Source organism: Micromonospora sp. NPDC005194 (assembly GCF_040608335.1).
Classification (GTDB): domain Bacteria; phylum Actinomycetota; class Actinomycetes; order Mycobacteriales; family Micromonosporaceae; genus Micromonospora.
This window is the reverse complement of record NZ_JBEXIA010000001.1, coordinates 165,292-176,635: the sequence shown is the minus strand read 5'-3', so window position 1 is coordinate 176,635 and position 11,344 is coordinate 165,292. Positions and strand designations below refer to the sequence as shown.

Annotated in this window: 13 protein-coding genes; 4 read left to right on the top strand and 9 right to left on the bottom strand. The window is 70.0% G+C overall.

Annotation, left to right across the window (positions count from 1 at the left end; all coding sequences use genetic code 11):
* Positions 1-11: 11 nt before the first annotated feature.
* Genes ABZU53_RS00830 through ABZU53_RS00815 form a run of 4 tightly spaced genes read right to left on the bottom strand, consistent with a single transcriptional unit; the run spans position 12 to position 4,091 of the window.
* A complete protein-coding gene (locus tag ABZU53_RS00830; protein WP_355063034.1) occupies positions 12-848 on the bottom strand; it encodes an ABC transporter permease in 837 nt (278 codons plus the stop codon).
* Positions 848-1,753: an ABC transporter permease gene (locus ABZU53_RS00825; RefSeq protein WP_354854261.1), complete on the bottom strand. Its 906-nt coding sequence runs from the start codon at positions 1,751-1,753 to the stop codon at positions 848-850. The genes ABZU53_RS00830 and ABZU53_RS00825 overlap by 1 nt, the downstream gene beginning before the upstream one ends.
* On the bottom strand, positions 1,750-2,901 hold the full coding sequence (locus ABZU53_RS00820) for an ABC transporter ATP-binding protein (RefSeq protein ID WP_355063032.1): 1,152 nt from the start codon (positions 2,899-2,901) through the stop codon (positions 1,750-1,752). The genes ABZU53_RS00825 and ABZU53_RS00820 overlap by 4 nt, the downstream gene beginning before the upstream one ends.
* Before the next feature lie 5 nt (positions 2,902-2,906).
* On the bottom strand, positions 2,907-4,091 hold the full coding sequence (locus ABZU53_RS00815; RefSeq protein WP_354854257.1) for a spermidine/putrescine ABC transporter substrate-binding protein: 1,185 nt from the start codon (positions 4,089-4,091) through the stop codon (positions 2,907-2,909).
* Positions 4,092-4,307: 216 nt separating this feature from the next.
* Between ABZU53_RS00815 and ABZU53_RS00810 the strand changes: the two genes are divergently transcribed.
* Positions 4,308-4,820, top strand: coding sequence for an Lrp/AsnC family transcriptional regulator (locus ABZU53_RS00810; RefSeq protein WP_354854255.1), 513 nt, complete (start codon positions 4,308-4,310; stop codon positions 4,818-4,820).
* A gap of 102 nt (positions 4,821-4,922) precedes the next feature.
* Here ABZU53_RS00810 and ABZU53_RS00805 read toward each other — a convergent pair whose 3' ends face one another.
* Together ABZU53_RS00805 and ABZU53_RS00800 are read right to left on the bottom strand one after the other, a co-directional pair.
* Positions 4,923-5,117, bottom strand: coding sequence for a DUF397 domain-containing protein (locus tag ABZU53_RS00805; RefSeq protein ID WP_355063030.1), 195 nt, complete (start codon positions 5,115-5,117; stop codon positions 4,923-4,925).
* On the bottom strand, positions 5,108-5,851 hold the full coding sequence (locus ABZU53_RS00800) for a Scr1 family TA system antitoxin-like transcriptional regulator (RefSeq protein ID WP_355063225.1): 744 nt from the start codon (positions 5,849-5,851) through the stop codon (positions 5,108-5,110). The genes ABZU53_RS00805 and ABZU53_RS00800 overlap by 10 nt, the downstream gene beginning before the upstream one ends.
* A gap of 644 nt (positions 5,852-6,495) precedes the next feature.
* Here ABZU53_RS00800 and ABZU53_RS00795 point away from each other — a divergent pair.
* Positions 6,496-7,842, top strand: a complete 1,347-nt coding sequence (locus tag ABZU53_RS00795; RefSeq protein ID WP_355063029.1) for an aspartate aminotransferase family protein — start codon at positions 6,496-6,498, stop codon at positions 7,840-7,842.
* 2 nt (positions 7,843-7,844) lie between these two features.
* Positions 7,845-9,221, top strand: coding sequence for an FAD-binding oxidoreductase (locus tag ABZU53_RS00790; RefSeq protein ID WP_355063223.1), 1,377 nt, complete (start codon positions 7,845-7,847; stop codon positions 9,219-9,221).
* A gap of 26 nt (positions 9,222-9,247) precedes the next feature.
* Here the strand turns inward: ABZU53_RS00790 and ABZU53_RS00785 are convergent, their stop codons facing one another.
* Positions 9,248-9,616: a DUF3499 domain-containing protein gene (locus tag ABZU53_RS00785; RefSeq protein ID WP_354854249.1), complete on the bottom strand. Its 369-nt coding sequence runs from the start codon at positions 9,614-9,616 to the stop codon at positions 9,248-9,250.
* A gap of 152 nt (positions 9,617-9,768) precedes the next feature.
* Between ABZU53_RS00785 and ABZU53_RS00780 the strand changes: the two genes are divergently transcribed.
* A complete protein-coding gene (locus ABZU53_RS00780) occupies positions 9,769-10,218 on the top strand; it encodes a metallopeptidase family protein (protein WP_007455785.1) in 450 nt (149 codons plus the stop codon).
* Positions 10,219-10,279: 61 nt separating this feature from the next.
* On the opposite strand, the gene ABZU53_RS00775 is transcribed toward ABZU53_RS00780, so the two are convergent.
* Together ABZU53_RS00775 and ABZU53_RS00770 are read right to left on the bottom strand one after the other, a co-directional pair.
* Positions 10,280-10,537, bottom strand: coding sequence for a WhiB family transcriptional regulator (locus tag ABZU53_RS00775; protein WP_007455784.1), 258 nt, complete (start codon positions 10,535-10,537; stop codon positions 10,280-10,282).
* A gap of 456 nt (positions 10,538-10,993) precedes the next feature.
* A complete protein-coding gene (locus ABZU53_RS00770) occupies positions 10,994-11,323 on the bottom strand; it encodes a phospholipase (RefSeq protein ID WP_355063027.1) in 330 nt (109 codons plus the stop codon).
* Positions 11,324-11,344: the final 21 nt, after the last annotated feature.

Sequence of the window (11,344 nt, the reverse complement as noted above, 5' to 3'; positions counted from 1 at the left end):
ATCCAGGGCGGTCATGACGAGCGACGCGCCTGCGGCACCGGGCCGGCCAGCAGCGCGGCGCGGCGAGCACGCCGCCCGCGCAGCGAGCTGAGCCCGACCAGCAGCAGCGCGATGGCGAACATCGCGGTGCCGATGACGTTGACCTGCGGCGGGATGCCCCGCTGGGCGGCGCCCCAGACGTACATGGGGAACGTGACTGTCGTGCCGGCGTTGAAGTTCGTGATGATGAAGTCGTCGAAGCTCAACGAGAACGCCAGCAGCGCGGCGGACACGATGCCGGGCAGCACCAGCGGCAGGGTGATCCGCCGGAAGGTCTGCCACTCGTTGGCGTAGAGGTCCATGGCGGCCTCCTCCAGCCGCCGGTCCATTCCGGCGAGCCGCGCCTTGACCGTCACCACCACGAACGACACGCAGAACATCACGTGCGCGATGACGATGGTCCAGAAACCCTGCGGCACCCCGGCCGAGACGAACAGGGCCAGCAGCGACGTGCCCATCACCAGCTCCGGGGTGGCCATCGGCAGGAAGATCAGCACGTTGATGCCGGACCGGCCGCGGAAGCGGTGCCGGACCAGCGCGAACGCCATCAGGGTGCCGAGCACTGTGGCGACCACCGTGGCGATGAAACCGATCTGCACGCTGCGGACGACCGCGTCGCACATGTCGGAGGTGGCGCAGGGCTGCCGCCAGTTGTCCAGCGTGAACTCGTTGAAGTCGTACGACAGGCGGCTCGACGGGCGGTTGAACGACAGCCCGGCCACCACCAGGATCGGCAGCGCGAGGTAGCCGAGCACCAGCAGCGCCACGATCATCACCCAGCGGTCGGCCAGCCAACGGGAGACCCGCATCAGAGCACCTCCTCCGTGCCGGCCCTGCGCAGGTAGCCGAAGACCACCGCGAGGATCGCCGCCATCAGCAGGAACGACAGCGCTGCGCCCTGCGGGTAGTCCAGCCGGACCAGGAACGCCGAGTCGATGACGTTGCCGATCATGTATTCGTTCGGGGTGCCGAGCAGTTCGGCGTTGATGTAGTCGCCGCTGGCCGGGATGAAGAACAGCAGCGTGCCGGCGACCAGGCCGGGCATGGACAACGGCAGGGTCACCCGGCGGAACGCTTGGACGCCGCTCGCGTACAGGTCGCTCGCCGCCTCCAACAGCCGGGGGTCCAGCCGCTCCAGGCTCGCGTACAGCGGCAGCACCAGAAACGGCAGGAAGTTGTACGTCAGGCCGAGCACCACAGCGAACGGCGTGGCCAGCAGCCGGCCGTCCGGCGCGAGCAGGTGCACGTCACGCAGCAGGCCGACCAGCGCGCCGTTGTCCGACAGGATCGTCTTCCAGGCCAGCGTGCGGACCAGGAAGCTGGTGAACATCGGCGCGACCACGCACACCAGCAGCAGGTTCTTCCACCGGCCGGCCTTCTGCGCGATGGCGTACGCCAGCGGGTAGCCGAGCAGCAGCGCCAGCACCAGGGCCAGCCCGGCGTAGCCGAACGAGCGCAGCAGCTGCGGCCAGTACGCCTGCACGACGTCCGGGTAGTTGCCGAACGCCCACGTCATCGCGTACCCGGTGGAGAGCGAGCCGCTGGGGTCGTAGAGGCTCGCCGCGGCGAGTTGCAGCAGCGGCACGCCGAAGAACACCAGCAGCCAGACCGCGCCGGGCAGCAGCAACAGGTACGGCAGGAGCCGGAACCGCCCGGACCGGGCGGCCGGTGGCGGCGGCAGCTGCCCCGGTTTGGTGGGGGCCAGGAGGGTCATGACGACGCGCCCACCGGCTCGTCGAGCACCGGCGTGGTCCGGTCGGTGTCGGCGGCGTCGCGGGCCAGCAGGAACGCGTGGCGCGGATCCCAGTACGCCACGGCCTCGCTGCCCACCGGCACCCGCGCCTCCGCGCCGTTGTTCGCCACGAAGACCGACAGCTCGGTGCCCCAACCGGTGCGCAGCAGGTACTGCGTGCTGACCCCCACGTAGGAGGCGTCGGTGACCACCCCGGTGACCAGTTGGTGTCCTTGGGGGACCTGGTCGGCGGAGCCGACCAGATGCAGCTTCTCCGGGCGTACCCCCAGGTGGACCGGACCCCGGTCGGCGCGCGACCGGCCGGCGGGCACCGAGAAGCGCGCGCCGTGCGCCGTCACCGCCACCTCGCCGCCGCTCGTGCCGGCGGCCTCGCCGGCGAGCAGGTTGGACTGGCCGAGGAAGTTCGCCACGAACGCGGTGGCCGGGAACTCGTAGAGGTCGGCCGGGGCGCCCTGCTGCTCGATCCGGCCGGCGTTCATCACCGCGACGGTGTCGGCCATGGTCATGGCCTCCTCCTGGTCGTGTGTGACGTGCACGAAGGTGATACCGACCTCGGTCTGGATGCGCTTCAGCTCGATCTGCATCTGCCGGCGCAGCTTGAGGTCGAGCGCGCCCAGCGGCTCGTCGAGCAGCAGCACCTGCGGCTGGTTGATCAGAGCGCGGGCCAGCGCGACCCGCTGCTGCTGGCCACCGGAGAGCTGCGCCGGGCGGCGCGGGCCGAAGCCGTCGAGCTGCACCAGCGACAGCATCCGCCGCACCTGGTCGTCGACCGAGCGGATGCCGCGCCGCCGCAGCCCGAAGGCCACGTTCTCGAAGATGGTGAGGTGCGGAAACAGCGCGTAGCTCTGGAAGACCGTGTTGACCGGCCGCTTGTACGGCCGCAGCCGGGCGATGTCGGTGTCGCCGAGCAGCACCTGGCCGCTGGTCGGCTCCTCCAGCCCGGCGATCATCCGCAGGGTGGTGGTCTTGCCGCAGCCGGACGCGCCGAGCAGCGCGAAGAACGAGCCCTGCGGGATCGTCAGGCTGAGGTCGTCGACGGCGGTGAAGATGCCGAACCGCTTGGTGAGGTCGGCCAGGCGCAGATCGCCGGCGGGTGTCTCGCGTGTCATCCCCGTCACGCCCCGATAACCTGCTGGAACTTGCCCTCGTACTCCTTCTCCTGCTTTTCGTCCAGGGCCATGAACACCTTGGACTTCGCCAGCAGCGTTTCGTCGGGGAAGATCAGCGGGTTGGCGGCCAGCTCCGGGTCGATCTTCTCCATCTCGGCCTGGGCGCCCTTGACCGGACAGATGTAGTTGACGTACGCGGCGAGCTTCGCCGCGGCCGCCGGCTCGTAGTAGTAGTTGATCAGCGCTTCGGCGTTGCCCTTGTGGGTGGCCTTGTTCGGGACCATCATGTTGTCGCTGAACAGCATCACGCCGGAGTCCGGGGCGACGAACTGCACCTTCTCGTTCTCACTGGAGAGCTGGATGACGTCCCCGGACCAGCCGATGCACGCGGCGATGTCGCCCTTGGCCAGGTCGGGTGCGTAGTCGTTGCCGGTGAACTTGCGGATCTGCCCGGAGTCGACGGCCTTCTTGAGCTTGTTGAGCGCGTCGTCGAACTGGGCGGCGGTGAAGTTCGACGGGTCGTGCCCGTTCGAGCCGAGCAGCAGGCCCATGGTGTCGCGCATCTCGCTGAGCGCCGTCACCTTGCCCTTGAGATCGGGGCGGGTCAGCAGCTCGTCGACGGTCCGCAGCTCCTTGGTGACGCTGCCGTTGTACGCCAACCCGGCCAGGCCGGACTGCCACGGGATCGAGATGCGGTTCTCGGTGTCGAACGAGCGGTTGAGCAGCGACGGCAACAGGTTCGCCTGGACGTTCGGGATCTTCGCCACGTCGAGCTTCTGGATCCAGCCGAGCCGGATCATTCGCGCGGCCATCCAGTCGGTCAGCACGATGATGTCCCGGTCGGTGCTCTGGCAGGCGGCCAGCTGGTTCTGCACCTTGCCGAAGAACTCGTTGTTGTCGTTGATGTCCTCGGTGTAGGTGACCTGGATGCCGGTCTTTGTGATGAACTCGTCCAGGCTCGGCCGCTTGGACTCGTCCTTCTCGTCGACGTCCATGTACTGCGGCCAGTTGGAGAAGGCAAGCTTCTTCTCGGTGCCGGACAGGTCTTCGCTGACGCAGCCGGCCTCGGTCTGCTGGGCGCCCTTGGTGCCGCAGCCGGCGAGGCTGCCGCCCGCAGCGAGCAGGGCGGCCGATCCGAGAGTGCCGGTGAGCAGTCCACGCCGGGAGAGGGGCCGGAGGGGAGTACGCATGACGACTCCTAGGGGTCATCGTCGGCGGGCGGGACGGGGGAGGCGCGCGCCGGCGGGAATGTCGGGAGGCTCAAGTACCAGGGACGACTGATCCTGACATGAGAGACCCTCTCTCACAAGGGATTCCGTTGCGGGGTTAGCGATGCACGACGAAATACGCCAGACTGCGCGGTGACACACGCACGACATCACGATTCGGGACATGGGGAGCGCACGATGACGAACCGGCAGCACGAAAACGGCAACGGCGGTCGACGCGTCGCCGTACGTGAAGGTGCCAGTCACGCTCTGCTGGACGACGTGGCCAAGCAGATCATCGAACAGCTCCAGGAGGATGGCCGACGGCCGTACGCGACGATCGGCAAGGCGGTCGGCCTCTCCGAGGCGGCGGTCCGCCAGCGGGTCCAGCGGCTCCTCGACTCGGGCGTCATGCAGATCGTCGCAGTGACCGATCCGCTCCAGCTCGGCTTCCCCCGCCAGGCGATGATCGGGCTGCGTACCGACGGCGACCTGGAGGCGGTGGCCGACCGGCTGGCCGAGCTGGACGAGGTCGACTACGTGGTCATCACCGCCGGGTCGTTCGACCTGCTCACCGAGGTGGTCTGCCGCAACGACGACCACCTGCTGGAGATCCTGCAACGGCTGCGCGCGGTGCCCGGCGTGCTCGCCACCGAGGCGTTCGTGTACCTCAAACTCCGCAAGCAGACCTACACCTGGGGTACGGCCTGACGGGCTTTTGATGGCGCCTGCCGGCTCTTGATCGACTCGGCTTTCAGGAAGTCGGGGTGTCCCTGCCGCTCCGATACCCCGGTTTCCGTGAACCCGAGTGGATCAGCGTGCCGTTGCCCGGACTGCGTCGACGAACGACGTCCAGGCGGTCGGCGCGAAGGTCAGGGTGCCACCGTCGCGGTCCTTGCTGTCGCGCACCAGCACCCGACCGGGCAAGTTGTCGGCCACCTCGACGCAGTCGCCACCGTTGTTGCTGCTACGGGTCGCGGTGCGCCAGCGCGCGTCGGTCATGTCCATGTCGCAGCCACTTCCCTGATCAGCTCGATCGACTGACGTTGGGGCAACGCCTCACCGGTGACGCTCTCCCACCTGCGTCCCAGGTTAGCGACGTCGAGGGGATCGGTCACGATCTGACCGCGGAGCTGGTTGTCGAGATACGCCAATTCCGTCCCGTCGGGCAGGCGGCCCAGCACGAAGGGGCCAGCCAGGCCGGTGTGCCACGGGCTCTCGGCGGGGATGACCCGGACCTGCACGTGTTCCCACTCGGCCACGCCTGCGAGGTGGGCCAGCTGGCCGGCCATGACGGCGCGGTCGCCGACCGGGCGGCGCAACACCACCTCGTCGATCACCGCCACGAGCTGGGGTGGGGCGTCGCGGCGCAGGACCGCCTGCCGGTCGATCCGGCTCGCCACGATCTGGTCCACTTCAGAGGTTGCGACCAGCCCGCCCGTGTTCAGGACCGCGCGGGCGTACCCCTCGGTCTGGAGCAGGCCCGGCACGAGCAGCGGCTGATAGGAGCGGATCGAGGTCGCGTCCTGTTCCAGCTCGGCCCACGGTCGGAACCAGGGCAGGTCCCGGCGGCGGAACGGCTCCGGCCAGAGATCGGCCGCGTCCCGGCGTAGGACCTCGGCCACCGCGATCCTCGTACGCGGGTGCGGAATGCGCCCCGCGGCGAGCCACCGCGCCGCCGTCTTGGGGTCGACGCGGACCTTCTCGGCCAGCGACTCGACCGTCTCCCCCGCCTCGGCCATCGCCACCCGCAACGCCTCGTTCGCCACCGGATCCTCCCGCCCGCCGGGTGCACACTGCGGCGCACGATAGCGACGCTGCGTGTCGGTGTCCGCCGCCTACCGGCGTGTTGCGGTGAACGTGTTGACGCGCATCCAGAACGCTCCGCAACTGCCCCCAAGGTGCCCCACCCCCGTCCCGGCTGCTCGACCCGTTGCTCCACTCCCGTGATCGACTCGCTTGATCCACTCGACATCCCCGATATCGCGGCATCAACTCCGCCCCGACACCGCGACATCGGCGATACGGAGTGGATCGTGGCCGGCGGGCCGGGCCGGCAGGCCATCGCTCGCGTCCTTTGCTCTGCTTCAACCGGCGCAACACCCCGCGTCCGGATACCGGACGTGCACTGTTGCGTCCGTTGAAGCAGAGCAAAGGAGGCCGACCAGGGGTCAGCGGGCAGCCCGGCGCGCCCGCCGGGCACGACGAGCAGGGCCGACGCCCGTGCGGATTCCGTCGCGGCTAGGGCAATTTTTCGCCGAATCCGTCGTCCTTAGGCTTAGGCACTACCGATAACACTTGCTTTCCCGGGTCGTGCTGTGCGATAACCGTGGGCAGAGCGGCCGGCTTCACCCCTTTGACCGGCCCGACGACCGATGGGGCTGACATGGCCAACGCCACCGACCACCTCTGGATGCACTTCACCCGGATGGCGAGCTACTCCGCCGGCGAGGTGCCGACCATCGTGCGCGGCGAGGGCGCGTACATCTGGGACGCGCAGGGCCGCCGCTACCTCGACGGGCTCGCCGGGCTGTTCGTCGTCAACGCCGGTCACGGCCGCACCGAGCTGGCCGAGGCCGCCGCCAAGCAGGCCGGTGAGCTGGCGTACTTCCCGCTGTGGTCGTACGCGCACCCGAAGGCGGTCGAGCTGGCCGAGAAGATCGCCTCGCTCACCCCGGGCGACCTCAACCGGGTCTTCTTCACCACCGGCGGCTCGGAGGCCGTCGAGGCCGCGTGGAAGCTGGCCCGGGCCTACTTCAAGCGCACCGGTCAGCCCAACAAGCACAAGGTGGTCAGCCGCTACATCGCCTACCACGGCACCTCGATGGGCGCGTTGTCGATCACCGGCCTGCCCGGCATCAAGAGCGACTTCGAGCCGCTGGTGCCCGGTGGGATCAAGGTGCCGAACACCAACTTCTACCGGGCGCCCGAGCACGGCGACGACGCCGAGGCGTTCGGCCGCTGGGCCGCCGACGAGATCGGCCGGGCCATCGAGCGCGAGGGGCCGGACACCGTCGCCGCGGTCTTCCTGGAGCCCGTGCAGAACTCCGGCGGCTGCTTCCCACCCCCGCCCGGCTACTTCGAGCGGGTCCGGGAGATCTGCGACGCGTACGACGTGCTGCTCGTGTCCGACGAGGTGATCTGTTCCTGGGGTCGGCTCGGCGAGTACTTCGGCGCCGTGCGCTACGGCTACCAGCCGGACATCATCACCACCGCCAAGGGCATCACCTCGGGGTACGCCCCGCTCGGCGCGATGATCGCCAGCGACCGGCTGATGGAGCCGTTCCTCACCGAGACGGGCATGTTCGCCCACGGGGTGACGTTCGGCGGACACCCCGTCTCCTGCGCGGTGGCCCTGGCCAACCTGGAGGTCTTCGCCCGCGAGGATCTCGTCGGGCACGTACGGGCCAACGAGGACGCGTTCCGCGCCACCCTGGAGAAGCTGCACGACCTGCCGATCGTCGGCGACGTGCGGGGCGACGGCTACTTCTACGGCATCGAGCTGGTCAAGGACAAGACGACCCGGGAGACGTTCGACGAGGCCGAGTCGGAGCGGCTGCTGCGCGGCTTCCTGTCGACCGCGCTGTTCCAGGCCGGTCTCTACTGCCGGGCCGACGACCGGGGCGACCCCGTCATCCAGCTCGCCCCGCCGCTGATCGCCGAGCAGCAGCACTTCGACGAGATCGAGCAGATCCTCCGCACGGTGCTGACCGAGGCGTGGTCGCGGCTCTGACCATGGGCTACGAGAATCTGTCGTACTGGCTGTCCAGCCTGGACGAGCCGCTCACGCCGCGGCCGGCGCTGCCCGGCGACACGGACGCCGACGTGGTGATCGTGGGCGCCGGCTACACCGGGCTGTGGACGGCGTACCACCTGGCCCAGGCCGATCCGACGCTGCGGGTCGTCGTCCTGGAGCGGGAGATCGCGGGGTACGGGGCGTCGGGGCGCAACGGCGGCTGGTGCTCGGCGCTCTTTCCCACGTCACTGACCGGGCTGGCCCGCCGGCACGGCCGCGACGCGGCTGTCGCCATGCAGCGGGCACTGCACGACACCGTCCGTGCGGTGGGCAGGGTGGTCGCGGCCGAGGGCATCGACTGCGACTGGGCCGACGGCGGCACCGTCACGCTCGCCCGCACCGGCCCGCAGCTCGCCCGGGCCCGGGCCGCCGTGGACGAGGCTCGCGCGTTCGGCTTCGGCGCGGACCACCTGGCGCTCCTCGACGCCGACGAGGCCGCGGCCCGGTGCGGCGCCGAGGGGGTACGCGGTGGGACGTACACCCCGCACTGCGCGGTCGTGCACCCGGCGAAGCTGGTGCGTGGTCTGGCGCGGGCGGTGGAGCGACTCGGGGTGCGGATCCACGAGCAGACCACGGTGACCGCGATCCGGTCCGGCGCGGCGGTCACCGCGTCGGGGACGGTGCGGGCGTCGGTGGTGGTGCGGGCCACCGAGGGGTACACGCCAATGCTGCCCGGCCTGCGACGCACGGTGGCGCCGGTGTACTCACTGATGGTGGCCACCGAACCGCTGCCGGCGCAGACCTGGGAGCGGATCGGCCTGGCGGATCGGGAGACGTTCTCCGACCACCGACACGTGATCATCTACGGCCAGCGGACGGCTGACGGTCGGCTGGCCTTCGGCGGGCGCGGTGCTCCGTACCATTTCGGGTCCCGGGTCTCTCCCGGCCAGGACCGGGAGCCACGGGTCTTCGCGGCGCTGCGGCGGACGCTGGGTGAACTGTTCCCGGTGCTCGGGCCGGACGTTCCGGTGACCCACACCTGGGGTGGCCCGCTCGGGGTGGCCCGGGACTGGGCCGCCTCGGTCGGGTTCGACCGGGCCAGTGGGTTGGCCTGGGCGGGCGGCTACGTCGGGGACGGGGTGGGTTCCAGCAACCTCGCCGGCCGCACCCTGGCCGACCTGATCCGCGGCGAGCGCAGCGAGCTGACCAGCCTGCCCTGGGTCAACCACCGCTCGCCGAAGTGGGAGCCGGAACCCCTGCGCTGGCTGGCGATGAACACGGCGCTGCGCGTCATGACCAGCGCCGACGCAAAGGAGATCCGAACCAACCGCCCCTCCCACCGCGCCAAAACCCTCTCCCGCCTCCTGGGGCACTGACCGCGCTGGGCGGGCCGGGTGGGGGGTTAGTGGTTTGGGGGGATTACTCGGAGGTGGCCTCGGCGGCCCGTCTGGTGGGGGCCTTCCGGGTGGGCCTGGTCGTGCTCCGGGGGGCGGGGGGCCGGGCGGGCGGCCTCGCGAACCGCCTCGGCCAGCGCCACCAGGTCGTCCGTGGTGGGCGGGGGCGGCTCGAACTCACCCTCGTGCCGCACCACGTCCCAGCCGCGCGGCGCGGTGAGGCTGCGGGCGTGCTGCTCACACAGGTCGTACGTGTGCGGCTCGGCGAACGCCGCCAACGGGCCCACCACGGCGGTCGACTCGTTGTAGACATAGGTCAATGTGGCGACCGCTTGCCGGGGACAGCCGTTACGGGAGCAGCGCCGTGGTGACCTCACGGCGGCAGGGTATCTCCATTACCGGGTCCGGCGCATCGCTTCGCGTTGCGACACGCCCGTCGCGGTGATCACAATTCCCGGTTCGGGTCGCGCCGCGCCAGAGGAGTGCCGCTGCCGCTGGCCGGCCCGGCACGGGGACTACCCTTTGCGTCATGACGAGCCCGGAACACCGCCGCCCCGGCCCCGGCCGGCGTGCGCACCGCGACCGGCACGGGCGTGGCCTGCGCGGGCGTCTGGTGCCGGCGACCGTGCCGTTGGCGCGGACCAAGGCCGAGGTCTTCGACGATCTGGTGCTGGACACCGTCGAGACGTTGGAGCGGCGGTTCGCCAAGGAGCTGGCCGGTGTCGAGTTCGCCGTCGAGGACGTCCCACCGGACCTGAACGTCTACGACTCCGACGTGCTGGAGGACGGCGAGGTGCCGCTGGCCCGGCTGCTGCCCGGCCGCCCCGGCCGCCAGGAGGTGCCGCCGCGCATCGTGTTGTACCGGCGACCGCTGGAGTTCCGCGCCATGGACCGCGAGGATCTCGCCGACCTCGTCCACGACGTGATCATCGAACAGGTGGCGAACCTGCTCGGGGTCGACCCGGACGAGCTGGCCTGAGCCGTACGCGCCCGTACGACGGCTGAGCCGGGCGGCCCCCACCGCCCCGACCCTGCACCGCTCAGGCGGCCCGCCGCTTCAACTTGCGCCGCTCCCGCTCGGAGAGCCCACCCCAGATGCCGAACCGCTCGTCGTGGCCGAGAGCGTATTCGAGGCATTCGGTCTTGACCTCGCAGCGCGAGCAGATTCGCTTCGCCTCGCGGGTCGAGCCGCCCTTCTCGGGAAAGAACGCCTCGGGGTCGGTCTGCGAGCACAGGGCCCGCTCCTGCCACTCCGGCGCGTTTCCGAGCAGGTCGGCCACCTCAAGCTGGCCGTCCATCAAATGCCTCCTTGTCGCGCACCGGCGTCATCGCCGCTGCAACCCCCCACGCGAAAGGCGTGTTTGTTCGTCCGGTCCCTTTTGTTGCGTTCCGTGCGAACAACCCCATTCAAATTACACGCGTGTAATGCGTGCGCCGTCAAGCCAAACTTGATAATGGAGTCGCCCTCCCGACACCCCTGGTCGGCCACCAGGACCGTCCCAGCCTCGCAACCTGCCCTATCGATTCAGACCCCGGCCGAGTAACGCCCTCTCCGGCGAGTTGCCCGACTTTTCTGCCGTGGCGCTCCCCCCGACGGGCCACCGCCGGGAGAGCACCAGCCCCCTCTCGCAAAGCTGATCTTGGTGGGGGACAGGTTAACGCGGCGCGGCGCAGACCGCCCGTCGAGCCGTGGACAGCACTCGCACCCCGCCCACATTGTGGACGGGGTGCGAGTGAAAAGTGGCGCTTCGAGGTCAGCCGGCGGCCCCAAAACCGCTGCTGGGCCACACGAACTCGGCTATCCCTCCACCATGGACAGATACGATGCCGGCGGACGTGTCCTCGTCCCACCAGACGGTATACACACCGGCGGGCAGATCGGGATAGACCGCACTGTGGAACGACCCGTCCCGCACCCGACGCTCCCGTACCGCCGAGTGGACCCGCCGATCATCGCCGCGGCTGATCTCGATCTCCCGGCCGTGCAACTCCCGACCGGTGTAGACGATCAGGGCACCGGTGTCACCACCCAGTTCGAGGACGACACTCCCCGTCTCCGACGGCCCGTACGTGTGCTCGTGCATCCGCTGCTCCCCCGCCGAAGG